This window comes from Allobosea sp. 10L422 (assembly GCF_056395345.1).
This window is the reverse complement of the sequence record NZ_JBFTJI010000004.1, coordinates 1-23,404: the sequence shown is the minus strand read 5'-3', so window position 1 is coordinate 23,404 and position 23,404 is coordinate 1. Positions and strand designations below refer to the sequence as shown.

Annotated in this window: 25 protein-coding genes and 1 tRNA gene; 12 read left to right on the top strand and 14 right to left on the bottom strand. The window is 65.3% G+C overall.

Going from position 1 to position 23,404, the window contains the following annotated elements:
- Positions 1-84: 84 nt before the first annotated feature.
- Positions 85-1,041, bottom strand: a complete 957-nt coding sequence (gene speB / locus AC1DEZ_RS10235) for an agmatinase (protein ID WP_441511225.1) — start codon at positions 1,039-1,041, stop codon at positions 85-87.
- A 14-nt stretch (positions 1,042-1,055) separates the two neighbouring features.
- Positions 1,056-1,334 (bottom strand): hypothetical protein, encoded by a 279-nt coding sequence (locus tag AC1DEZ_RS10230; protein WP_441511224.1) that lies wholly within the window; start codon positions 1,332-1,334, stop codon positions 1,056-1,058.
- Positions 1,335-1,567: 233 nt separating this feature from the next.
- Between AC1DEZ_RS10230 and AC1DEZ_RS10225 the strand changes: the two genes are divergently transcribed.
- Positions 1,568-1,894 carry a hypothetical protein gene (locus tag AC1DEZ_RS10225; protein ID WP_441511223.1) on the top strand — a complete coding sequence of 109 codons (327 nt, stop codon included), beginning with the start codon at positions 1,568-1,570 and terminating at the stop codon, positions 1,892-1,894.
- Positions 1,895-2,060: 166 nt separating this feature from the next.
- On the opposite strand, the gene AC1DEZ_RS10220 is transcribed toward AC1DEZ_RS10225, so the two are convergent.
- The 4 genes from AC1DEZ_RS10220 to AC1DEZ_RS10205 all read right to left on the bottom strand — a co-directional run bounded on the left by AC1DEZ_RS10220 (position 2,061) and on the right by AC1DEZ_RS10205 (position 4,475).
- The gene (locus tag AC1DEZ_RS10220; RefSeq protein WP_441511222.1) at positions 2,061-2,813 is read right to left on the bottom strand and encodes an SDR family oxidoreductase; all 753 of its coding nucleotides are present in this window, start codon (positions 2,811-2,813) and stop codon (positions 2,061-2,063) included.
- Positions 2,814-2,909: 96 nt separating this feature from the next.
- Positions 2,910-3,389, bottom strand: coding sequence for a 30S ribosomal protein S9 (rpsI, locus tag AC1DEZ_RS10215; protein ID WP_441511221.1), 480 nt, complete (start codon positions 3,387-3,389; stop codon positions 2,910-2,912).
- A gap of 2 nt (positions 3,390-3,391) precedes the next feature.
- Entirely contained in the window at positions 3,392-3,853 is a 462-nt protein-coding gene (rplM, locus tag AC1DEZ_RS10210) for a 50S ribosomal protein L13 (RefSeq protein WP_441511220.1), read from the bottom strand.
- 196 nt (positions 3,854-4,049) lie between these two features.
- Positions 4,050-4,475 carry a PaaI family thioesterase gene (locus AC1DEZ_RS10205; RefSeq protein ID WP_441511219.1) on the bottom strand — a complete coding sequence of 142 codons (426 nt, stop codon included), beginning with the start codon at positions 4,473-4,475 and terminating at the stop codon, positions 4,050-4,052.
- Between the two features lie 128 nt (positions 4,476-4,603).
- Here AC1DEZ_RS10205 and AC1DEZ_RS10200 point away from each other — a divergent pair, with 128 nt between their 5' ends.
- The gene (locus AC1DEZ_RS10200; RefSeq protein ID WP_441511218.1) at positions 4,604-5,413 is read left to right on the top strand and encodes an enoyl-CoA hydratase; all 810 of its coding nucleotides are present in this window, start codon (positions 4,604-4,606) and stop codon (positions 5,411-5,413) included.
- Positions 5,414-5,454: 41 nt separating this feature from the next.
- On the opposite strand, the gene AC1DEZ_RS10195 is transcribed toward AC1DEZ_RS10200, so the two are convergent.
- Entirely contained in the window at positions 5,455-5,883 is a 429-nt protein-coding gene (locus tag AC1DEZ_RS10195; protein WP_441511217.1) for a hypothetical protein, read from the bottom strand.
- A gap of 146 nt (positions 5,884-6,029) precedes the next feature.
- On the opposite strand from AC1DEZ_RS10195, the gene AC1DEZ_RS10190 reads away from it, so the two are divergent.
- From AC1DEZ_RS10190 to AC1DEZ_RS10180, 3 genes are all read left to right on the top strand, one after another.
- A complete protein-coding gene (locus AC1DEZ_RS10190) occupies positions 6,030-6,560 on the top strand; it encodes a CoA-binding protein (protein WP_476779675.1) in 531 nt (176 codons plus the stop codon).
- A gap of 106 nt (positions 6,561-6,666) precedes the next feature.
- A complete protein-coding gene (locus AC1DEZ_RS10185) occupies positions 6,667-7,890 on the top strand; it encodes an FAD-dependent oxidoreductase (RefSeq protein WP_441511215.1) in 1,224 nt (407 codons plus the stop codon).
- 68 nt (positions 7,891-7,958) lie between these two features.
- Positions 7,959-9,236 (top strand): O-acetylhomoserine aminocarboxypropyltransferase, encoded by a 1,278-nt coding sequence (locus AC1DEZ_RS10180; protein ID WP_441511214.1) that lies wholly within the window; start codon positions 7,959-7,961, stop codon positions 9,234-9,236.
- Positions 9,237-9,338: 102 nt separating this feature from the next.
- Here AC1DEZ_RS10180 and AC1DEZ_RS10175 read toward each other — a convergent pair whose 3' ends face one another.
- Entirely contained in the window at positions 9,339-10,460 is a 1,122-nt protein-coding gene (locus tag AC1DEZ_RS10175; protein WP_441511213.1) for a COX15/CtaA family protein, read from the bottom strand.
- 78 nt (positions 10,461-10,538) lie between these two features.
- Between AC1DEZ_RS10175 and AC1DEZ_RS10170 the strand changes: the two genes are divergently transcribed.
- Positions 10,539-10,748: a DUF2842 domain-containing protein gene (locus AC1DEZ_RS10170; protein ID WP_441511212.1), complete on the top strand. Its 210-nt coding sequence runs from the start codon at positions 10,539-10,541 to the stop codon at positions 10,746-10,748.
- 6 nt (positions 10,749-10,754) lie between these two features.
- Here the strand turns inward: AC1DEZ_RS10170 and AC1DEZ_RS10165 are convergent, their stop codons facing one another.
- Entirely contained in the window at positions 10,755-11,807 is a 1,053-nt protein-coding gene (locus AC1DEZ_RS10165; protein ID WP_441511211.1) for a polysaccharide deacetylase family protein, read from the bottom strand.
- Between the two features lie 130 nt (positions 11,808-11,937).
- On the opposite strand from AC1DEZ_RS10165, the gene AC1DEZ_RS10160 reads away from it, so the two are divergent.
- Positions 11,938-13,164 carry a GNAT family N-acetyltransferase gene (locus AC1DEZ_RS10160; RefSeq protein WP_441511210.1) on the top strand — a complete coding sequence of 409 codons (1,227 nt, stop codon included), beginning with the start codon at positions 11,938-11,940 and terminating at the stop codon, positions 13,162-13,164.
- Between the two features lie 15 nt (positions 13,165-13,179).
- Here AC1DEZ_RS10160 and AC1DEZ_RS10155 read toward each other — a convergent pair whose 3' ends face one another.
- Positions 13,180-15,345, bottom strand: coding sequence for a GumC family protein (locus AC1DEZ_RS10155; protein WP_441511209.1), 2,166 nt, complete (start codon positions 15,343-15,345; stop codon positions 13,180-13,182).
- 180 nt (positions 15,346-15,525) lie between these two features.
- Between AC1DEZ_RS10155 and AC1DEZ_RS10150 the strand changes: the two genes are divergently transcribed.
- The gene (locus tag AC1DEZ_RS10150; protein ID WP_441511208.1) at positions 15,526-16,086 is read left to right on the top strand and encodes a polysaccharide biosynthesis/export family protein; all 561 of its coding nucleotides are present in this window, start codon (positions 15,526-15,528) and stop codon (positions 16,084-16,086) included.
- A gap of 19 nt (positions 16,087-16,105) precedes the next feature.
- A complete protein-coding gene (locus AC1DEZ_RS10145) occupies positions 16,106-17,281 on the top strand; it encodes a glycosyltransferase (protein ID WP_441511207.1) in 1,176 nt (391 codons plus the stop codon).
- A gap of 101 nt (positions 17,282-17,382) precedes the next feature.
- Here the strand turns inward: AC1DEZ_RS10145 and AC1DEZ_RS10140 are convergent, their stop codons facing one another.
- Positions 17,383-17,718, bottom strand: a complete 336-nt coding sequence (locus AC1DEZ_RS10140; protein WP_441511206.1) for an SMR family transporter — start codon at positions 17,716-17,718, stop codon at positions 17,383-17,385.
- Positions 17,715-18,080, bottom strand: coding sequence for a DMT family transporter (locus AC1DEZ_RS10135; protein ID WP_441511205.1), 366 nt, complete (start codon positions 18,078-18,080; stop codon positions 17,715-17,717). The genes AC1DEZ_RS10140 and AC1DEZ_RS10135 overlap by 4 nt, the downstream gene beginning before the upstream one ends.
- 527 nt (positions 18,081-18,607) lie before the next feature.
- Here AC1DEZ_RS10135 and AC1DEZ_RS10130 point away from each other — a divergent pair.
- Together AC1DEZ_RS10130 and AC1DEZ_RS10125 are read left to right on the top strand one after the other, a co-directional pair.
- Complete coding sequence (locus AC1DEZ_RS10130) at positions 18,608-20,161, top strand: undecaprenyl-phosphate glucose phosphotransferase (RefSeq protein WP_441511204.1); 1,554 nt, start codon at positions 18,608-18,610, stop codon at positions 20,159-20,161.
- Positions 20,158-21,426, top strand: a complete 1,269-nt coding sequence (locus AC1DEZ_RS10125) for an O-antigen ligase family protein (RefSeq protein WP_441511203.1) — start codon at positions 20,158-20,160, stop codon at positions 21,424-21,426. Before AC1DEZ_RS10130 ends, AC1DEZ_RS10125 begins: the two co-directional genes overlap by 4 nt.
- A gap of 52 nt (positions 21,427-21,478) precedes the next feature.
- Here AC1DEZ_RS10125 and AC1DEZ_RS10120 read toward each other — a convergent pair whose 3' ends face one another.
- Together AC1DEZ_RS10120 and AC1DEZ_RS10115 are read right to left on the bottom strand one after the other, a co-directional pair.
- Positions 21,479-21,709 carry a hypothetical protein gene (locus AC1DEZ_RS10120; RefSeq protein ID WP_441511202.1) on the bottom strand — a complete coding sequence of 77 codons (231 nt, stop codon included), beginning with the start codon at positions 21,707-21,709 and terminating at the stop codon, positions 21,479-21,481.
- 117 nt (positions 21,710-21,826) lie between these two features.
- Positions 21,827-22,000 carry a hypothetical protein gene (locus tag AC1DEZ_RS10115; RefSeq protein ID WP_441511201.1) on the bottom strand — a complete coding sequence of 58 codons (174 nt, stop codon included), beginning with the start codon at positions 21,998-22,000 and terminating at the stop codon, positions 21,827-21,829.
- A gap of 218 nt (positions 22,001-22,218) precedes the next feature.
- Between AC1DEZ_RS10115 and AC1DEZ_RS10110 the strand changes: the two genes are divergently transcribed.
- Positions 22,219-22,296: transfer RNA gene (locus tag AC1DEZ_RS10110), tRNA-Pro, on the top strand.
- The last annotated feature ends 1,108 nt before the right edge of the window (positions 22,297-23,404 follow it).

The following is a 23,404-nucleotide window of genomic DNA, read 5'->3' as shown; positions in this document are numbered from 1 at the left end:
AAGGCGGCGTTCCTCTTTTCCGAGTCGCCGCAACGGCTTGCGGGCAGCGGCTCGGAATTCGATTCCACCTGTTCGCAAACCGATTCAACCCGCCTGCTTCAGCGCCAGTGCCTGAATGTGATGCTGCACGATGGTCGAGGCGGCGATCGCGGTGATGTCGGCGTGGTCATAAGGCGGCGAGACCTCGACGACATCCATGCCGCGAATGTCGAGGTCTCGGAGCGCCCAGAGGGCACGCAGAGCCTGATCCGCACTGAACCCGCCCGAGACCGGCGTGCCCGTACCCGGGGCGAAGGCAGGGTCGAGCGCATCGATGTCGAAGGTGAGGTAGGCCGGACCCTGCCCTACCCGCTCCCGGATGCGCTGCGCCATCCCGGCGACGCCGAGTGCGTGTGCCTCATAGGCGTCGAGGATGGCGATGCCGCAGTCGCGCGGTGCGACGGTGCGGATGCCGATCTGGATCGAGCGCTCGACATCGATCAGCCCTTCGCGGACCGCCTCCAGCACAAAACTGCCATGACCGATCCCGCCGGGGCCGTCATCCCAGGTATCCTGATGGGCATCGAACTGGATCAGCGCCAGCTGGCCATGGCGGGCGACATGGGCGCGCAGCAGCGGCAGGGTGATGAAATGATCGCCGCCCAGCGTTATCAGATGCGCGCCGCCAGCAAGGATGGCGGCGGCCTCCGCCTCGATCGCCCCGGCACAACCCGAAAGGTCACCGCGCGGCAAGGCACAGTCGCCGTAGTCCATGGCCGAAAGACGGGCGAAGGGGTCGATACCCGACGGATATTGCGGATCGCCGTCGAAGATCGCGCTCGCGCGCCTGATCGCCTGCGGGCCGAACCGCGCACCGGGCCGGTTGGTGACGGAAAGATCGAAGGGCACGCCCCAGATCACGAGATCGCAGCCCGCGACATCCTTGCCATAGGGCCGGCGCATGAAGGAGAGCGCGCCTGCATAGGTCGGGTCGGCCGCGCCGCCACGCCGCTCGCCCGTGAAGGCGTGGTCGATCGGCGGCTTGTCGCTGGCTTCGCTCATGACGGTCCTTCGAATCAACGGCGCGCGTTGAACCAGACGAAGAGGCACCAGGGCAGGATCAGCGCCAGCGCCGTCAGCACGAGACGCAGCATCGTCCAGGCGTTGGGGTTGTTGATCGCGCGCCCGTCGAGCTCCGGGACGCCATGGATGAAGCCGAGCGCCACCGCCGGAGCGAGGAAGATGGCCAATGCCCTGCCTATCCGCCGAGCGCGCGGCAGATCCTCTTGCGCCAGCATCAGCAAGGCCGGCACCGCGATCATGCCGAAGGCGATCAGAATGAGGAGGACGCGCATAGGCTCTTGCTACATCAGCGGCGAACGACGCGCGAGAGGCGGCGCTCCCTACGCCCCGTCGGCTTCATATGCCTCCGTATAATAAGCACGCACATCATTGTGATCCTTGCCGCGAAAATGCCACGGATCAAGCTGCGGAGCGTCTTTTTTCCGGAAGCATCCTTGGGTGTTCCTGCAAGCGTGCAGGAACGAATAACCCCTTGCTTATCGATGCAGTGGTTTCGGAGACAGCGATGAAGAAGACACTGGCCGCAGCGGCGTTCGCCCTGACTTTTGCCCTTGGAGGCATTGCCGTGCAATCGGCAGCCTCAGCCCATCCGGCAACGCCGAATCCGACGCTGAGCAGTGCCGGCAATCTGGTCACCCCCATAGCCGCCAAGGCACATCAGCCGGCTGCGAACCAACTCGCTCCGCAACCCCAGGAGGAGCCGCAGGAATATCCAAAATACCATGATCAGGCGACGGATGCCTATTACTCGCCGCCCTTGAAGGCCAATCCCTGCCGATTCACCCAGGCTCCCATCGATGGCGCGATGAAGCAGGTCGAGGTCTGCGACTGACACTGTCGGGGCCCGAGGAATTCCTCGCCCCGCGACGAGTTGTTGCGTGCAAAGTAGCGTTGCGTAGCGTCGCGAGCGGGTCGTCAGACCCGCTCGCTCCCTGATCGCCCGCCGCGCGCTCCCGAAGCGGCCGGGCTCCCCGCTCCAGCGCAGCCCGGCATCGGCGTCAGCGGCCGCCAGATACTTTCAGGATCACGCCCGTCGTATAGCTGGATGCCTCCGACAGGAGGAACAGCACCGCCTCGGCGATCTCTTCGGCGGTGGCTGCGCGCTTGAGCGGGATCAGCGGCGCGATGCGTGCGACGCGGCCGGCTTCTCCGGTCGAAAGAGCGTGGATCTCCGTCTCGGTGATGCCGGGCGCCACCGCGTTGACGCGGATGCCATGAGGCGCCAGCTCCTTGGCGAGGCCGAGGGTGAGGGAATCGACGGCCCCCTTCGAGGCCGCATACCAGACATATTCGCCGGGCGAGCCGAGTTCGGCCGCGACCGAGGAGATGTTGACGATCGCCCTCCCCGGCGCCGCCTCATGGGCGATCAGCGCGCGGGCCGCCTCGCGCGCGACCAGAATTGCACCGGTGACATTGACGTCGATGCACTCACGGATCACGGCGGCATCCGCTTCGACCAGGGAACTCGACTTGCCGGTGATGCCGGCATTGTTGACGACATGGGTGAGCGCACCGAGCGCCGCCCTGGCTTCAGCGAAGACGCGGATGATGTCGGAGACATCGGCCATGTCGCCCTGCAATGCGAGAGCCTTTGCGCCGGCCGCCTCGCAGGCCTCGACGACCGCGGCTGCAGCCTTGCCGTTGCTTTGGTAGTTCACAGCAACATCATAGCCGCGCCTGGCCGCCATGATGCAGGTCGCCGCGCCGATCCCGCGGCTGCCGCCGGTGACGAGGAGGACGGGACGGCTCACGGCGGACTCCGGCTGATCTGGCGCGAAACTGCAGCCAATACGAAAAGGGCGGCTCTTGCGAGCCGCCCTTCCGCATAACGGTAATTCCGGAAACGATCAGCGCTTCGAGAACTGGAAGCTGCGGCGGGCCTTGGCCTTACCGAACTTCTTACGCTCGACGACACGCGAGTCGCGGGTCAGGAAGCCTTCCTTCTTGAGCGGGCCGCGAAGCTCCGGCTCATAGAAGGTCAGGGCCTTGGAGATGCCGTGGCGGACAGCGCCGGCCTGGCCGGAGAGACCGCCGCCCTTGACCGAGACGATGACGTCGTACTGGGTCAGGCGATCGACATGCTGCAGGGGCTGCTTCAGGACGAGACGCAGCACCGGACGGGCGAAATAGATCTCCTGATCGCGGCCGTTGACCGTGACCTTGCCGGAGCCGGGCTTGATCCAGACGCGGGCGATGGCATTCTTGCGCTTGCCGGTGGCATAGGCGCGGCCCTGGGCATCGACCTTCTTGACGTGGACCGGAGCTTCCGGCTGAGCGGGCTTGGCTGCATCGCCAAGCTGGGAGAGAGACTGAAGAACCTCGGCCACGGTCAGACCCTCTTGTTCTTGCTGTTGAGCGCGGCGACGTCGAGCGCCTCCGGCGACTGGGCAGCGTGCGGATGCTCCGCGCCCTTGTAGACGCGCAGATTGCCGAGGATCTGGCGGAAGAGCGGGCCGCGCGGCAGCATGCGCTCGATGGCCTTCTCGACGACGCGCTCGGGGAAGCGGCCTTCCAGGATGAACTTGGCCGAACGCTCCTTGATGCCGCCCGGGAAGCCAGTGTGGTGGTAGTACACCTTCTGGTCACGCTTGCGGCCGGTCAGGGAGACCTTCTCGGCATTGATGACGATGACGTTATCGCCGCAGTCGACATGGGGGGTGTAGGCGGCCTTGTGCTTGCCGCGCAGACGCATCGCCACCACGGAGGCGAGACGGCCGACGACGAGCCCGGAGGCGTCGATCACAACCCACTTCTTTTCGACATCGGCGGGCTTGAGCGAGACGGTCTTCATCGCGGGCACCCTTCGGTTGCGTAAGAAAAGGACAAGCCGCCGGAGGTCCGGCGGCGGTGTGGGCTGGCAATAGGAGGCGTGGAGCCGGCTGTCAAGCCGCTTCTAAAGTGCAGGTTTCCGAAAAACGCAATTTTCTCATAGCGATGAGAATAAAGGTATCCTGATACCGCATCATTCTTCCACGCAGGACCGGGGATCAGCGTGCGGGGATCGAATAGGTCCCCGTCGCGTGGCAGACCATCTCGGTCTCGCCCTGCGAATAGAGGCAGACCTCGCCGACGGCGAGCCGCTTGCCGAGCTTGAGCAGCTTCGCCTCCCCGATCAGGGCTGCCTGCCCGGGCTTGCGCAGGAAATTGAAGTTGAGGCTCGTCGTCACCGCGAGACCGACCGGGCCGATCTGGGCGAGGATCGCCGCGTAGAGCGCGAGATCGGCCAGCGCCATCATCGTCGGCCCCGAAATGGTCCCGCCCGGGCGCAGATGCTTCTCATGGTAGTCGCAGCGCATCCGGGCCGTCATTGGGCCGACCTCCTCGATGAAGTAGGTGCGGCCGCCATGGTGGAGCTGCGGAAAGACCTCGTCGAGATAGCTCTCGATCTCGGCGGCGCTCATGCGGATCGTCATGCGAAAAACCGAAGGCTAAGGCGGAAGTTCTCCCCTTGCAGCATGGCCGGCTGCCCCCGACAATAGGCCTAAACGCGAAGGCGGCTCGCGCAAATAGGGCAGCGCAGGCGGCGCCGGGAAGGATCGTCATGAACGCGCATCACCAACCGGCCACCGCCATCCTCCTGCGGCGGGATGCCGAGGGTATCGCGACGCTGACGCTGAACCGCCCGCAGGCTCGCAATCCTCTGAGCGAAGCAATGCTGACCGCGCTGAGCGAGGCCTTCACCGCGATCGCCGCCGACCGCTCGGTGCGCGTCGTCATCCTCGCCGCCGCCGGCCCCGTCTTCAGCGCCGGGCATGATCTGAAGGAAATGACCGCCCATCGCGCCGATGCAGATTGTGGGCGGGCCTATTTCACGGATATCCTCGGGCGCTGCTCAGGCGTGATGCAGCAGATCACCGCCCTGCCCCAGCCGGTGATCGCGGCCGTCGAGGGCACGGCGACTGCCGCCGGTTGCCAGCTCGTAGCGAGCTGCGACCTTGCTGTCGCCGGCAGCGACGCCCGTTTCTGCACGCCGGGCGTCCATATCGGCCTGTTCTGCTCGACGCCGATGGTCGCGCTCTCGCGCAATCTCTCGGCCAAGCATGCGCTGGAGATGCTGCTGCTCGGCGAGATGGTGCCGGCAACGGAGGCAGCCCGGATGGGGCTCGTCAACTGCGTCGTGCCGGCCGGCGACGCATTGGCGGAGGCGCAGCGGCTCGCCGGCATCATCACCTCGAAATCACCGGCAACGGTCAAGATCGGCAAGCGCGCCTTCTACGAGCAGCGCGAGATGGGGCTGAAGGCCGCATACGACCACGCTACGGCGGTCATGGTCGAGAACATGCTCGCGCGCGACGCCGAGGAAGGGATCGGCGCGTTCATGGAAAAGCGCGCGCCGATCTGGGAATCATAGCAGGCCCGGCGCATCGACTGCCGGGCTTATCTGCAGCGCATTCAGACGATTTCCCGATAGTGGTGTTCCACGACCGGCGCAGGCGTGGCGGCCTCGCCCTCGCGCGCCGGCTCGGCCGGCAATTGCAGGACCGTGGCGCACTGACCCTCCACCAGGCTCGTCACCATGACCAGGCGTCCATCCGGCAGCTCGAGTGCGTCGTGATGGACATAGGGCTTGTCGAGGTCGACCTGGCGGAACCGTGCGACCCGGGCGCGATATCTCCGGTTCGGCAGCAGCCCCATGCCACGATCACACTCGATATCGGCCGCGAAGGCCAGCTCCGTGCCGGGCATCACGCAGACGGCCACGTCCGGCCGGCCGACAGCGCAAAAGCCGCGGGTGCTCGCTTGCGGAAAGCGGGTCGAAACCAGTTCGTCGCCGACCTTGGCTGGAGTGGACATCACATTGTGCAGGCTATAGTCGCACATGGCAGGCCCTCCGTTTCTACTGACAAGTCGGGGGCCATCCCCGACGCGCCAGCAAAGCACCAAAGCATGGCGGGCCTATGTTGAGCGTACGTTGATATGCCGTTGGAGCGTTCCGGTACCCTTCACTTTTCTGCGAGTGCCCGCAATTGAGCCACGAATCCTACGATGACACCGCGATCCGTCGCATTCTGCGCGAAACGAAGCGGATCGCGCTTGTCGGTGCCTCCGCGAATGAGGCGCGCCCTAGCTGGATCGTGACGAAATACCTGCTCGACCGCGGTTACGACGTCGTTCCTGTCAATCCCGGCCTCGCCGGGCAGACCATCCTGGGCAGGACGGTCTACGCCTCGCTCAAGGAGGTTCCCGGCCCGATCGACATGGTCGAGATCTTTCGCAACTCTCAGGCAGCTGGGCCGATCACCGACGAGGCATTGGCGCTCGATCCCCTGCCCAAGGTGATCTGGATGCAGCTCTCGGTGCGCAACGACGAGGCCGCGGCCCGCGCCGAGGCGAAGGGCGTCACAGTCATCATGAACCGCTGCCCGAAGATCGAGTATGCTCGGCTGTCGGGCGAGATCGGCTGGCAGGGCATCAATTCGCGCATCCTCTCCGCCAAGAAGCCTGCGCTCGCAGGCAAGGGCTTCCAGAAGCTGACGATCAACCGGCCGGGGACATAAATCCGCGTCATTCTCGGGCTTGACCCGACCATCTCGGAGACCAGAGAGCTGGTCACGAGATTCTCGGGTCAAGCCCGAGAATGACGCGCAAGGGAGAGGCAGGACAATGCGCGAGCTTGCGACGACCTGCTGCATCGCCGGCGGCGGCCCGGCGGGGATGATGCTGGGCTTCCTGCTGGCGCGGGCCGGCGTCGATGTGACGGTGCTCGAAAAGCACGCCGACTTCCTGCGGGATTTTCGGGGCGACACCATCCATCCCTCGACGATGCAGCTGATGCAGGAGCTCGGCCTGCTCGACGACTTCCTCAAGCTGCCGCATACCGAGGAGCGCAGCATCGTCGCCCGCTTCGGCGATCAGGACGTGCCGATCGCGGATTTCAGCCATCTGCCGGTCGCGGCGCCCTATATCGCCTTCATGCCGCAATGGGACTTCCTCGATTTCCTGGCCGATCGCGGGCGCGAGCTGCCGCACTTCCATCTGCTGATGCGGGCCAAGGCGACGGGGCTGATCCGCGAGGGCGGGCGCGTCACCGGCATCACCGCGCAGACGCAGGATGGCGAGACGACGATCACCGCCGATCTCGTCGTTGCGGCGGATGGCCGCCATTCGGATCTGCGGCAGGCCGGCGGCTTCTCGGTCCACGAGATCGGCGCGCCGATGGATGTGCTCTGGTTCCGCCTGTCCCGGCGCGCGAGCGATGCGGCGCAGACCTTCGGGCAGGTTGCGCGTGGACGCTTCGCCGTGATGCTGAACCGCGGCGACTACTGGCAATGCGCCTATGTCATCCCGAAAGGGGCGCTGGAGAAGCTCCGGGCTGCCGGGCTCGACGCCTTCAGGGCGAACCTCGCCGAATTGCTGCCGATCCTGGCCGACCGTACCGGCGAGATCGCGAGCTGGGACGATCTCAAGCTGCTTTCGGTCGCGGTCGACCGACTGGCGCAATGGTGGCAGCCGGGGCTGCTCTGCATCGGCGATGCCGCGCATGCGATGTCGCCGATCGGCGGCGTCGGCGTGAACCTGGCGATCCAGGACGCGGTCGCGGCCGCCAACCGGCTTGCCGCGCCATTGCGCGAGAAGCGCGTCGCCGACAGCGATCTCGCCGCCGTGCAGGAACGCCGGGCCTTTCCGACAAAGGCGACGCAAGCCTTGCAGGTCGCGATCCAGAATCGCTTGATCACCCCGATCCTTGCCGGCAGCGGGCCGGTGCAGCCGCCCTTCCCGCTCAAGCTCCTCCGATGGTTCCCGCTGCTGCGCCGCATCCCGGCGCGGCTCGTCGGCATGGGCTTGCGGCCGGAGCATATCGGGCCGGAACTGGCGCCCCGCCCCTGAATTGACGCTGCCGACCGCGTTCGTTAAATCGAACGAACGGTTTCGTCAGAAGTGCCAGGGAGAACGCCATGTCCGATCGCGCACCGGGTTTCAGCACACTCGCCATCCATGCCGGGGCGGCTCCCGATGCGGCGACAGGCGCACGCGCCACGCCGATCTACCAGACGACCTCCTTCGTCTTCGACGACGTCGACCACGCAGCCTCGCTGTTCGGGCTGCAGGCCTTCGGCAATATCTATTCGCGCATCGGCAACCCGACAAATGCCGTGCTCGAAGAGCGTGTCGCGGCGCTTGAAGGCGGCACGGCTGCTCTTGCGGTCGCCTCAGGCCACGCCGCCGAATTCCTGTGCTTCCACGCACTGATGCAGCCCGGTGACGAGTTCGTCGCGGCCAAGAAGCTCTATGGCGGCTCGATCAACCAGTTCAACCACTCCTACAAGAACTTCGGCTGGAGCGTGATCTGGGCCGACTCCGACGATCTCGAGAGCTTTGCCGCCGCCATCACGCCCAAGACCAAAGCGATCTTCATCGAGTCGATCGCCAATCCCGGCGGCGTCGTGGTCGATATCGCCGGCATCGCGGCCATCGCCAAGAAGCACAACATCCCGCTGATCGTCGACAACACGATGGCGAGCCCCTATCTGATCCGCCCCTTCGAGCACGGTGCCGACATCGTCGTGCACTCCGCCACGAAATTCCTGGGCGGCCACGGCAATTCGGTCGGCGGCGTGATCGTCGATGGCGGCTCGTTCAACTGGGTCGGCGACGAGCGCTATCCGATGCTGTCCAAGCCGCGGCCGGAATATAACGGCATGGTGCTCGGCGAAACCTTCGGCAATTTCGCCTTTGCCATCGCCACCCGCGTGCTCGGGCTGCGCGACATGGGTCCGGCACTCTCGCCCTTCAACGCCTTCATGATCCTGACCGGCATCGAGACGCTGCCGCTGCGCATGCAGCGCCATTGCGAGAACGCGCTGACGGTCGCCAAGCATCTGTCGACCCATCCCGCCGTCGATTGGGTCAGCTATGCCAGCCTGCCGGGGAACAAGTATTACGAACTCGCCCAGCGCTATTCGCCCAAGGGCGGCGGCGCGGTCATGACCATCGGTCTGAAGGGTGGCTACGATGCCGGCGTCAAGCTGGTCTCGGATCTGAAGCTGTTCTCGCATCTCGCCAATATCGGCGACACGCGCTCGCTGGTGATCCACCCGGCCTCGACCACGCACCGACAGCTCAGCGATGCACAGAAGACGGCCTCCGGCGCGGGCCCGGAGGTGGTCCGGCTCTCGATCGGGCTCGAGGATGTCGCCGATCTGATCGACGATCTGGATCAGGCGCTGGCCTGAGCTTCCGCGTCTTGGAGCGGAGCCACGCACCTCCCGAGACCTGCAGACCAAAAAGGCGCCGGCGACGGCGCCTTTCTGTTTATGCGACGGTCGGCGAAAATCTCAGCAGCGCGCCGCCTGCTCAGTGCGCGTGAGGTGCACCACGCCCATCGCCAGAACGGCGAAGCCGAGCGCCTGATGGGCGAGCCCGGCCCAAAGCGGTACGACCAGCAGCAACGTAACGATGCCGAGCGCCGATTGGGCCAGCACGAGCCCGGCGATGGCGGTCGCGCGCTTGGCGCTGCCCGATCCCGGCGCGGCGCGGCGCAGCCGCAGGACGTTCCAGAGCGCGACGGCAAAAAGAACGTAGGCGCCGATGCGGTGGTCGAACTGCACGAGCGCAACATTGTCGACGAAGTTCTCCCAGAACGGCGTCTGGGCGAAGAGCAGCGAGCCGGGCGGGACGAGCGTGCCGTCCATCAGCGGCCAGGTGTTGAAGGTGAAGCCCGCCTTGGAGCCGGCGACGAGGCCGCCGAGCGCAACCTGCACGAAGAGCAACAGCAGGAGCAGCCAGGCGGTCGCCCTGCCCCGCGCCGGTTCGACCCGCCGCAGCGGCGTCAGCGTCGTCGCGAAGGCCACGACCGAAGCAAAGAACAAGCCGGCGAAGGTGAGATGCAGCGTCAGCTTCACCGGAGCGACCGCGACCATGCCGGGCTGGAGGCCGGACGCGACCATGATCCAGCCGATCGCGCCCTGCAGGCCGAGCAACAGCCCCATGCCGAACAGCGTCGCGATCTGCCGCGCCGGCAGCAGGCGGCGCAGCGCCACGACGAGGAAACCGGCGAGATAGATCAGCCCGATCAAGCGGCCGAGCTGGCGATGGCCCCATTCCCACCAGTAGATGAACTGGAATTCGCCAAGGCTCATGCCGTTGTTGAGGATCTGGTACTGCGGGCTCGCCTGATACTTGGCGAACTCCTCGGTCCAGGCCCCGGCCGAGAGTGGCGGCAGCGCACCTGTGATCGGCTTCCATTCGGTGATGGAGAGGCCCGAGCCCGTCAGCCGTGTCGCGCCGCCGACGACGACCATCAGGAAGACGAGGCCCGCCACCGCCCAGAGCCAGCGGCGGATGCCGGCATGAGCGGCCTTGGCGTCGGCGCGGGTCTGGTCGAGGGCGAGGGTCACGGGCGGGCTTTCGGTCGCAGATGCTGGCTGGCGCTTCACAAGCGCTGATTGCGGTGACATAGACCCGTCGCGACAGCGCGACAACGCCTGCAATGCCGCAGGAGCGATGCAAGGCCCGAGCGAGCGGCGGAGAACCCGATGAGACAACGCAACCGCAAGCTGCTCGGAACGGTGCTGATCCTCGTCTTCGTCTGCGTCTACGCGCTGGTTGCGATGGCGCTGGCGCAGGGCCGGATCACCGAGGCGCCGAAGCTCGTCCAGACGATCGCCTATGTCGCGCTCGGCCTCGCCTGGGTGCTGCCGCTTCTGCCACTGATCAAATGGATGGAGCGCAAGGACGAGGCCTGAGCCTCGTCAGGCGATATCAAGGCTGCGTCCCCGGTTCCGCAGCCAGAACGGCAGCCCTGACAACAGCGCCCGCAGCGCAGCCTCGTTCTGGTGGAGGCCGTTGAGCGAGACGCGCGGCAGGGCATGGAGATGGGCGGCGTGCTCGGCAAAAAGATGCCCCGGCCGCGTCGTGACAGCGCTTTCGAAGCCCGCCTCCCGCGCCAGCGCGAATTCGCGCGGCCCAGCCGAGCCGGGATCACCGACAGGATAGGCGAAATGGCGGATCGGCATTGCCAGTTCCGCCTCCAGCCGCGCCTTGCTCTCGGCGATCTCGCGGCGCGCGGCCTCGGCATCATGTTTGGCTAGCATCGGATGCGTCAGGGTGTGGGCGCCGATGGTGATGCCCGGCGCGCCGGAGAGCGACCGTAGCGTCTCCCATGGCAGGCATTCGCGCTCGACCAGAGCCGTGGCATCGATGCCGGCCTGCGCGGCAAGCTGGGAAATCGCCGACAGGAGAATCGTCTCCGGCCCTTTGCGCAGACGCCAATAGAGCCTGTCGAAAGCACGATTCTTCTCGGCGTCGGTCTCGGTGCGGGCCGTGCAGGGGCCTTCAGGCAAGGCGATGTCGAGCCGCGGCAAGATACGGATCGCCTCTTCCAACTCCAGCCACCAGAGCCGCGCCGTGCGATCGGCAAAGCCCGGCGTAACGAAGAGCGTCCACGGCGCGCCATGCTTCGCCAGCACCGGCCACGCGTGATCGACATTGTCGCGATAGCCGTCGTCGAAGGTCAGCGCGACGAAGAAACGGCCGCGCTTCGGCTGCTGCAGGCGCAGGACGGCCTCGTCGAGCGAAACGATGTCGTAGCCCTCGGCCCGGATGAGGCTGAGAGCCTCGTCGAGAAACTCGGGCGTGATCTCCAGCAACGCGTTGGGCGCGAAGCCACGCGCCAGCCGCGGACGGACATGGTGCAAGGTCAGGATCATCCCTGCGCCTTGCGCAAAGCTGCGGCCCCAGCGATCCGCGCCCGTCGCCGCCATCAGCTTGAATGCGGCCGCGATGGCCTTGTGACGTCCGTTCATCGCCATTCCGTGCAACCACCCGCTAACGCTGTTGCACAATGGCGCTGCCGGGCCGGAGGATCATGACCGATCCGTTCACAATGACGGGTTAAGGAGGATACGCCTCAATCCGCCGAGGGGCCGAGAAGCCATGCCTGCCATCGCCGCCGAAACATCGCACCCGCGAACCGATGCCGCTGCCAGCCATGCAGAGATGCGGCCCTGGGCATCGATCTCCGTGGAGAGCGACATCCGTTCGCTCGAGGGGGCCTGGCTTGAATTCGAGGCGCAGGCGCTGGTCACGCCCTATCAGGCCTATGGCTGGGTCCGCCCTTTCGTCGAGACGGTGGGCGCCGCCGAGCTAATGACATTCCGCTACGCGTTGCTTCGCGACGCGCAGGGAGCGCTCTGCGCGCTGCTGCCGCTGGTCATCACCCGTCGCAACGGCATCCGCTTCGCCGAGTTCATCGGCGGCAAGCATGCGAACTACCATATGGGTCTCTATGCTCCTGCCTTCGCCGCCAGGCTCGATGCAGCGCTTGCGCAGCAGATGCTCGCCGAGATCGGCGCGGCGATCGGCGGTCTGGACGCGCTCGTCTTCGTCAATCAGCCGGCGCGATGGCAAGGCCAGGCCAATCCGCCTGCCCTTCTCGCCGCCGGCCCGAGCCCGAGCCGGGCCTACAAGCTCGCGCTGATCGCTGGCGACGGCGATGCCACGCTGAAGCGCTCAATGAGCAGCCATGCGCGCAAGAAGCTCAAGAACAAGCACAGCCGCTTCAGGGATTTCGGCCCTTCGACGATGATCCGCGCGGGAACGCCCGACGAGATCGAGCGCGTCCTGTTGGCGTTCCTAGAACAGAAGGCGGCGCGCTTCCGCGCGATGGGTGTGCGAGATCCGTTTGCCGAGCCGGCAGTGCGCGCATTCCTGTCGCGCGCGGCAGTCGGCACGGATGAGGCGGCGCCGAGGATCGAGCTCTACTCGCTCGATCTGGCGGGGAAAAGCGTCGCCACCTATGTCGGCGCCGCGCAAGGCGAGCGGTTCTCGGGGATGGCGACCTCGTTCGACATGGACAGCGAAACCATCCGGACCAGCCCGGGAGAATTGCTGCTGGCCGAGCTGATCCGGCAGAAATGCAATGATGGGTCGGCCGTCTTCGATCTCGGCGTGGGCGAAGCACGCTACAAGACCACCTTCTGCGACGACCATGACGATCTGGTCGACACCTTTCTGCCGCTCACCTTGAAGGGCCGGCTCTTCGCCGCGACGGCCCGGGCGAAGCGGGAGCTCAAGCGGCGGATCAAGGCCTCTCCCTTAGCGCTCAGGCTGGCGCAGCGAGCATCGGGCTGGCTGCACGGCAAGAAGCGCGACGAGGAATAAGCTCCGCCGAGGCGATCATGCCCCGGCCGACACCTCGGTGCGCGGCGACGAGACCGCGGGAACGCCGCCTTCGGCATCGAGGACAAGCGTGACCGGCGCCTCGGTGAGCTCGCTCAGGCGATAGGCCGCTTCGAGGGCGTGGCCATTGCCGAACTGGCCGCTCATCACCAGCCCGCCCTGGGCGCGGCGGGCGACGGGGCTCAGCATGGCGCCATCGTCGCTGGAAGCCGCGGCGACCAGCACCCAGTCATAGGTTTCGCAGAGCGCATCGAGTGCTACGTCGACGAGATCGGGCGCCGCCAGCACGGCGGCACGGCCGGCACGGCCGGGCCCGATGCTGTGCAGGCGTGAGCCCGGCGCGCGCATGATGATGTCGGAGAACAGCGCCTCGCCTGCAAGGAGCTCGGAGAAGCCGGGCTCGTCGTGCTCATCATCTGCCGCCAGGTCGATAAGAATGCAGCGGCAGCGCTGCGCCAGCAGCTTGGCAAGGTCACGCGCGTTGGCAGCCCCCTCTCCGCCGCCATCGAGCACGAGCATCATCGGGGCCATGCCGCGCGGCGCCTCCTGCGTCCGCTCGGCGATCTCCGCGAGCACCCGCTCCGGCCGGTCGAGGTCGAGCCGCAGCTGACCCAGGCGCCCGGCATGGGTCAGCAAGCCGGCGACCCGCTCGTGCCGAGGCTCTTGCGGCGCAGGCCTTGCCTGCTCCGCCTCGTCCTCGTTCGTGCCGGCTGCGACCCAGCGCGGCCGGCGCGGAGAGTCCGGCAGCGGCCGGCCCTGGCCGTCGAGCAACTCACGCGTGACGATCGTCGCCAGCGCGACCAGGAAGGTCGCGAGCGTGGCAACCAATATGACGGGAACCTTCTTCGGGAAGGACGGCTCGGTCGGCTCGACGGCGCGCGAGATGATGCGGGCATCCGCCGGCGTGGCATTCAGCGTGTCCCGCGCCACCGCCTCGCGATAGCGCTGCATATATTGCTCGAGCTGATCGCGCAGGGTGCGCGCCTCGCGCTCCAGTGCCCGCAGCTGCACCTCGCTGTCATTGGCGGACGACACATTCTTCTTCTGTCCGTCGAGCGCCGCCTGGAAACTCTCGACGCGCTGGCCCGCGATCTTGGCTTCGTTCTCAAGGGTCCGCACGGTCCGCTCGGCTGCGGCGCGCAGCTGCCCTTCGAGGTCGAGAAGCTGGGCGTTGAGCTCCTTGATCCGTGGGTGCTCGGGCAGGAGACTGCGCGATTCCGCCGCGATCTGCGCGCGCAGATTGACCCGCTGCTCGATCAGGCGGCGGACGAGGTCATTGTTCGCGACATCGGGGATCTCGAAGGTCCGCCCCTGCTTGATCGCATCGCGGATCAGGCCGGCCTTGGCCTGCGCCTCGGTCTGCTGGCTGCGGGCGGCCGAAAGCTGGCTCGAAAGATCGGTGAGCTGCTGCGAGGTGATGGTCGTGTTGTTGGAGCCGACCAGAAGGCCGTTTTTGGAACGGAAATCCTCGACTTTCGCCTCGGCCTCGGCGACGCGCTTGCGCAGCGGCTCGATCGTGGTCGAAAGCCAGTTCGAGGCGCTGCGGGCATTCTCCTGCTTCGCCGCCTCCTGGAACTCAAGATAGGTCTCGGCGATGGTGTTCGCCGCTTTCGCAGCCAGAGCCGGATCCACCGAGGTGAACTCGATCGACACGATGCGTGAACGGCCGACAGGGAAGACCAGCAACCGGTCAAAATACTTTTCGAGGACGCGATCCTCCGGCGAGCGATCGGCGGGGTGCCCCCCCAACCCGATCATGACCGCCAGCTTGCGCACGCTGCTCAGCGCGCCGACGCCGGAATCGAACTCGGGGTTCCCGACGAGACCGATGCGCTTGATCGCCTCGCGCGCCAGATCGCGCGACATGATGACCTGGACCTGGCTCTGCACCGCCTCGGCATCGAACTGACCGGAGGTGTCCGGCAGCGACTGGCCCGGCAATGCGTAGAACGTGCCGCGGCTTTCCAGCAGCAGCCGCGCCTCGCCCGTATAGCGCGGCGTCACGACGTTGACCGCAAGGAACGACAGGCCGAGCGCCGCAACCGTCGGCCCGATGATCCAGAGCTTGCGCCGCTTGATCGCGGCCCACAACGCGGAGAGGTCGAGCATGTCGCCCCGGCCATCGCCGACGCTGCGCGCTTCAATCCCTGCCTGAGCGGTCATGACACACCTCTGAACGCAATACTCACGCCTCCCGGACAGGGACGCGGCCGTCATTGAAGCCTCAGTAAGGTTATTGCCCGGTTAAGACGGCCTTCCGCCGCTTAACGCAGGCGGCCGGGAAGCCTTTTTTAACCATATGGCGCCTAAAGCTCGGGCGTATTCTGCACGGATAGCCTTGTGATGAGTCGACGCCTCGCCTCTCTCGCTTTGGCCGCCGCCATGCTGGCGGGCGCATGCGCGCCCCAATATGTGGCGTCGGACTATACACTTGCCGAGCCGGCGGGCCCCTACAGGCTCGCCAGCGGGGACAGGCTGCGCATTATCGTCTTCGGGCAGGATAATCTGTCGAACATCTATGCGGTCGACGGTTCGGGCCGGATTTCCATGCCGCTGATCAACACCGTCGAAGCGCAGGGCCGCACCACCCAGCAGCTCGCACAGGCGATCGAAGCCAAGCTGCGTGGCGGCTATCTGCGCGAGCCCAAGGTCTCGGTCGAGGTCGACACCTATCGCCCCTTCTTCGTGCTGGGCGAAGTCACCACCTCGGGCCAGTTCCCCTTCGTCAACGGCATGACCGTGCAGACCGCAGTTGCGATCGCTGGCGGCTTCACCCCGCGCGGACAGCGCTCCTCGGCAGAAGTCACCCGGCAGATCGACGGCCAGACTGTCACCGCGACCGTGCCGATCACGTACCCCGTCCAGCCCGGAGATACGATCGTCATCAAGGAACGCTGGTTCTGAAGCACAGCGGATTCCTGCCATGACGGACGCTGCCGGCACGCGCCCCTTACGAATTCTGCATGTCTTCCGCGCGCCCCTCGGCGGACTGTTCCGGCACGTCCTCGACGTGGCCCGCGGTCAGGTGGAGCGTGGGCACGCCGTCGGCATCTTCTGCGACTCGAACACCGGCGGCCCGAGAGCCGACGAAGTCTTCCGGGAGCTGTCAGGCCAGTTGGCACTTGGCGTGACGCGCGTGCCGATGTCTCGCTATCCGAGCATGACCGACGCCAAGGCGCAGCTCTCAGCCGTCGCAGTGCGGCGCAGATTGGCCCCCGACATCGTGCACTGCCATGGCTCGAAAGGCGGCGTCTACGGCCGGTTCCCGGCGCTTCTCTCGCCCGGACGACGCTATGTCACCGCCTATACGCCGCATGGCGGCAGCTTCAATTATAACCCCGGCAGCCGCGAGCACGGGGTCTATATGGCGGTCGAACGCCTGCTCGAGGGCGCAACGGATATGTTCCTGTTCGAAAGCCGCTTCATCGCCGGGCGTTTCGAAGCGCATATCGGGCATGCGCCGCGGACCGGCCATCGCGTTGTCCTGAACGGGGTCTCGGATGCCGAATTCGAGCCGATCGATCATGCGCAGGCCCAATTCGATCTGCTGTATCTCGGCGAACTGCGCTCGGCGAAAGGCGTCGACACGCTGATCGACGCACTGCAGCTGCTGCGTCAGCGCGACGGGCTGAAGCCGCGCCTCCTGATCGTCGGCTCGGGGCCGGACGAGGCCGAACTGCGGCAGATGACGCATCAGCGCGGCATCGCCGATCAATGCGTGTTCGAACCTCCGGGCCCCATTCGCAAGGCGCTGGCGCAAGCGCATGTGATGGTGATCCCGTCACGCGCCGAGTCCCTCCCCTACGTCATCCTCGAGGCGGCGGCCGCGGCGCAGCCGCTGATCTCGACAGATGTCGGCGGGATCGCTGAAATCTATGGAGAGCGGCACCGCAACCGGCTGATCAAGACCGACGATCCGCAGATCCTCGCCGGTGCGATTCGTACGATGCTCGAAACACCGGAATCGGAGCGGCTGGCCCAGGCGGTCGATCTGGCCGCACATGTCCGCCAGAACTTCTGCATCCATAACATGGTCGACGGCGTCATCGCCGCCTATCGCGACGCCATAGATCGCCGCGCGTCCTATCGGACGCGGTAACAGCGATCTATCTATTTGTTATCGAATCGGATTTTTTCGAAAAGTGGATTCCACTTTTCGGTCCGATGCTATGGTCGCGCGCGGCATGGCCTGAGGCGGCGTCAGACCAGCTTCAGCGCGGCGACGCCGGCAACGACCAGCACAATGCCGAGCCAGCCAACGGGCCGGATGCGCTGACCGAAGACCAGCGCACCGACGACCGCCGTGATCACCAGACCAGCGCCGCCCCAGACGGCATAGGCGACAGCCAGATCCATGCCCTTGATCGCCTGAGCCAGGGCAGCGAAAGCCCCCATGACGAAGACGATGCCCCCGGCGCCGGCCACGCGATGGCTCATGCCGTCCGACAGCTTCAGCAGATAGGTGCCGGCGATCTCGAAAGTGACCGCCAGCAGCAGCCAGAGGAAGGGGGCGGCCTGAATGAACGAGACATTCACACAAGCCTCCCCTCAGCGACCGGCTCATCCTGCTTGCGGCCATGGCCGACGCCGTTCTCGATGAGCAGGATGCCGCCCAGGATCGAAGCAAGGCCGAGGGCGCGGCCGGCCGTGAGATGCTCCCCGAAGAGGAGATGGCCGATGACGGCGATGCCGACGATGCCCACCCCCTCCCAGACGGCGTAAGCCACCGCCATCGGGATGACGCGCAGCGCAATGCTGAGCAGGATGAAAGAAAAGCCGATCAGGACCAGCGGCAGGGCGCCGATGAGCCAGGGTGCGGAGACGGCCGACTTCAGCGCGGCCGTCGCGACGATCTCGACGGCAATGGCCGCGAGCAGAACCAACCAGTGAAAAGACATTTTGCACACGGGCGAAGCCGGCGCTGAACATCGCAGATGCGACGCAGGGACAGCCAAGCAATCGTTAGAGTTTTAAATCGACAGTTCCGAAAAGAAGCGATTGCGGAGGCTTGACCTCGACAATCGGCGCAAGGAGAAAAATAACGCTCCCGACGCCATGCCCCAAGCGGGCGATATATGCTTCTCAGACACTCATCGCAGAGGAATATGCCGGCGCCAATCGCGATTGTCAACTCTCGATAACTTGCAATAACAACGACTTACGAGAATCCGGCTGATTTTTACGTAGCTTTACCCCCGAGCAAGCCATTGGCCCGCCACGACAAAATCGGGTTTTCGCATTATGCTTTTTCAGGCCCCGTCGCACGGGGCATTTTGAGGTCAGGGACGCCTCCGTCTCGCCCGATCCCTTTCCGATCCTGCGAAAGAAGAAGCGGCCGGGTTAAGCGTTCCGTGAGCAATTTCGGATAGACCGCGACCGGGACCGCCGCGCCCGGCGCTGCGATCCGGCTTGAGGATTGGACGCTATGGGGACTTTCGATGTCCGCGATATGATGAAGGCGGACGCGGCCGCCTCGGCAACGCCGACGATGTTCGGCGGGGCGGAAGCGGGCCAGACGCGGCGCTTTCACCCCCTCGCCGAGCGCATCGCCGCCATCCCGGTCAAGCCGACATTATCACCCGTCATGATCGAAGGTGTCGCCCGGCTGGTCGACGCGTTCGCCGTGATCGCAACAGGCGCCCTGATCTACTGGCTCTACGTGGCGGGCAGGCACGAATATGCCCTCCCCTATCAAATCGCCATCCCGGCACTCGCCGTTTCAGCTCTCGGCACCTTCCAGGCGTTGCAGCTCTACCCGATCGGTGCGCTGCGCAACCTGATCGCCAGCGCCGTGCGTCTTCTCACCGGCTGGACGATGCTCTTCCTCGTCACAATGGCGGTCTTCTTCATCCTCAAGATCAGCGATCAGGTCTCGCGCGGCTGGTTGGTCGGCTTCTACTTCGCCGGCGCCGCCGCCTTGTTGAGTGGCCGGATCGTCGTCATGCTCGGCGTGCGCCACCTGACCCGCAACGGCCGGCTGGAACGGCGCACCGCGATCGTCGGCGGCGGCGAGGCGGGCGAGGCGCTGATCCGGGCCCTCGAAAGCCAGAAGGATACGGGCCTGCGCATCTGCGGCGTCTTCGACGACCGCAACGACGAACGCTCACCCGATCTTGTCGCCGGCTACCCCAAGCTCGGCACGATCGACGACCTCGTCGAGTTCGCGCGCCGCACCAAGCTCGATCTGGTGATCTTCACCCTGCCGATCTCGGCGGAGGCGCGGCTGCTGACCATGCTGCGCAAGCTTTGGGTGCTGCCGATCGACATCCGTCTGTCGGCGCATCTCTCCAAGCTGAGGCTGCGGCCGCGCTCCTACTCCTATTTCGGCACCGTGCCTGTGCTGGATGTCTTCGACCGGCCGATCGCCGACTGGGACATCGTCGTCAAATGGATATTCGACAAGGTCGTCGGCGTGCTGGCGCTGATCGCGCTTTCACCGGTGATGCTGGCGACAGCCATCGCCATCAAGCTCGATTCCAAGGGACCGGTTTTCTTCCGCCAGAAGCGCTACGGCTTCAACAACGAGATGGTCGAGGTCTTCAAGTTCCGCTCGCTCTACCATGACAAAAGCGACTATGCGGCGGCCAAGCAGGTGACGCGAGGCGATCCGCGCGTGACCCGCGTCGGCCGCTTCATCCGAAAGACCTCGATCGACGAGCTGCCACAGCTGCTGAATGTCGTCCTCAAGGGCAACCTGTCCCTGGTCGGGCCGCGCCCGCATGCCATCCACGCCTCGACCGCCAATCGCGCCTATGAGCAGGTCGTCGACGGCTATTTCGCGCGGCACAAGGTGAAGCCCGGCATCACCGGCTGGGCCCAGATCAATGGCTGGCGCGGCGAGACGGATACCGACGAGAAGATCCAGCGGCGCGTCGAGCACGATCTCTACTACATCGAGAACTGGTCTGTGCTGCTCGACCTCTACATCTTGTTCAAGACTCCGTTCTCGCTGCTGACCAAGAACGAGAACGCGTATTGAGCACCTTCGCCGAGCACCCGTCGCATGAGGCGCCGGGCCCCCGGCTCGCGATCTCATATGCGGCGATCCAGCGCGGGACGCTCTGGCTCCTCGGCGCCTCCAGCGGCTTCGCGCTGGTCGAGCCCTCGCCCTACGAACTCGTCTTCCTGCTGACGCTCTTCGTCTTCGCCCTCGCCGGCATCCGCTTCTCGCAGAAGCTGCTGCCGCTGGCCGTGCTGCTGCTCCTCTACAACATCGGTGGCATCTTCTCGCTCATTCCATGGATGGACGAGATCGATTCGGTCCGCTTCACCGCCGTCTCCGTCTATCTGATGATCACCGGCATCTTCTTTGCGGCAATCATGGCCGAGGATGCGACGAGCCGGCTGGAGACCCTGTGGAAGGGCTACCTCTTCGCTGCCTGGTATGCGGGCATCGCGGGCGTGCTGGGCTATTTCGACGTCGCCGGCCTGGGCAGCCTCTTCACGCTCTATGGACGCGCGTCCGGCACCTTCAAGGATGCGAATGTGCTGGGCCCCTACCTCGTCCTGCCGATCCTCTATGTCCTGCACCGGATCCTGACCGGCCGGTCCGGCCTCCTCCGCGGGCTCACCTTGATCAGCGTACCGTTGTTCGCGCTGTTTCTGACTTTCTCCCGCGGAGCCTGGGGCAATCTGGTCGCTTCCGCGCTGCTGATGATCGGGCTCGCATTCCTGACCGCCCCCAATGGCACGCAGCGCAGCCGCATCGCGCTGCTGACGCTTGTCGCCTTCATGGCCGCGGCAGCCGCACTTGCCGTCGCGCTCTCCTTCGAGAACATCCGCAGCGTCTTCGAAACCCGTGCGAGTCTCGACCAGAGCTACGATCAGGGCGTGACCGGGCGCTTCGGCAACCAGTTTCGCTCGATCTCACTTCTGCTCGAAGCACCGAACGGGTTCGGTCCCCTGCGCTTCCGCTGGCATTTCACGGAAGATCCCCACAACGTCTACATCAACGCCTTCGCTTCCTATGGTTGGCTGGGCGGCGTGGCGTGGCTCGGGCTGATGGCCGCGACCTGCTATGTCGGCTGGCGYCTCGTGTTTCAGCGCCGGCCGTGGCAGCAGCATGCGATCGTGCTGTGGCCGGTCTTGTTCGTGACGATCCTGCAGGGCCTTCAGATCGACACCGACCATTGGCGGCATCTCTATCTGATGATCGGCCTCGTCTGGGGGCTCGCGGCCTTGCCGAAGCCGGCCTCACCGGCAGAAGCCGCCGCGCGGTACGAATCCGGCCGCAATCAGCGATAGCGTCGATAGTCCTGCGGGCGCCGGCATGGACCCAAGCTGCGAGGGCGACAGCTCAAACCCCGGCTGCGCCGCATCCGATCGGATCCGCCACGATGACGCGGCTCGTCTTGCGCGCCTGCTCCGCCCGCAGAGCCAGATCGACATGACGGCGATACTCTGCCCAGGTGCCTATCCTGTAGCCGCAATTGGCGCATGAAACGATGCTGGCATCGGTGAGAGCCTGGGGAATCGACACCCCCGGCGAGCCGCAATCCTCGCAATGGAACCAGTCCAGCCTCAACACGACCTCGCCTGCATTCACTTTCGCGCGGCGACAAGGCGTCGCCGACGGTCGCATCAGAGGCGGCAGCGGATGACTGATTGCTGAACGGCCGCTTCGCCGGCAAGAGAATCGGGCCGCCTATTCGCGGGAGCGCGACGATCCCTCGCCTCCGCACGTAGCCTTGAGATGCTGGATGTTGTCGTTGGAGAAAACCAGACGGAGCTTCGGGCGCTCGGCCTCCTGAAGCCGGGATGCGTCCTTCCTGCTGGCGGCCGCGCGGCGAATCTGGGCACGCCGCACGATCAGCGACATTTGATGCCTGCGTTTCATGGATGTTCATTCCCGCGCCGCGCAATGATGATTGCAGCAGGGGGCTCGATCGGCACCCCCCATATGGGGGAGGCCGTCCAGATTTTTGCACTGCGAAACAAGGCTGGGTGCCGCCCGGGAATGGCCATTCTTCCAATGCGTGCAAGATTGCTGCGAAGCGCATTGCATCTGCCGCGGCCGGCCACTATAAGCCGAGCCGTCGGAGCGTAGCGCAGCCCGGTTAGCGCACTTGTCTGGGGGACAAGGGGTCGGAGGTTCGAATCCTCTCGCTCCGACCATAAAAATCAAGCACTTAGGCTTTGACCGGAGCCACTGGCTAAAAACTTTTTTAGCCACATCGTAGCCAGCCCCCCCAACGAATCCCGCTAGCGCTTGCAATTGAAGCGCGGACGCTCGAAGGGCGGTTGCAAACCAACCTGGCGCAGTTTTCCCGCGCGCCACTGATTGAACCCTCCTGCTTTGCTGCCACCGCGGAAGCTGTCGCCTCGGCACTCCGGCCACGGAACTGCAAGCTTGCCGAAGGAATCTGCCTGGTTATCGCCTGTCTGATGGCCGTGGGCACCTATGCCCGTTTCCGGAGCGCCGGAAGTTCGAACTGGGCAGTTTAGGTTGACGGCGTCGGAGACAATTTTCCCTTTGGGCACTGTGGGTGACGGTTTCGTCATGCATTGCGGGAGGATATCTCGCCGGCCGGATGCGGCAACCAAGCTTCGACGCGACCAGCGACGAGCGGAAGCTTCGGGACGTGCGCCACGGCCTTCTCGTATGAGCGACTGGCGCATTGCCGATTTCGGTTCTCGCAACGTCTTCCCGGCCAGGATGGGTGTCGGGCATCGGGACGAGAATCTGGCGGCCGAGATGGAGACGGAGGTTTAGCCGACGGTCGGTCGCTGGCTGAGCCCGCAGATGCGACGACGACAAGGCAGAGAGGATTCCGAGAGGTGTTCGATTTCGGACATCGAGCAAGGGCTGGAGGCCCGTGAACCCCGGCGTTCGTAACTCCCGCACCAACTGATCGATTCCATAGGGAACCAATTCTCGCTCTGTTCGTTTGCCACTCGTTTGTAGCGGTGACGTTGATGGTCGCGCAGCAGTGCTGCCTAGGTTACGCCTACTTTCTCGTCTCAGCCAGGAACGTCTCGCGAAAGAAAGGAAGATTGTTTCGAGTCAAAATCCGGCTTATGTTATTGATATGACAATCAAAAGCCAATAATATCGATCTTTCCTTCGGGGGTTACCTTTGACCGTTCGGCCCAAAATGTTTGTGGCTATAGAAGGACTTCGAGGCATCCTTGCCTGGTCGGTCGTGTTTTCTCACCTCGCCTACATCTCGGCGTTCAACGCCAATGGCGACGCCAATGGCGTGAGCTCGCTTCTTCGAGCCGT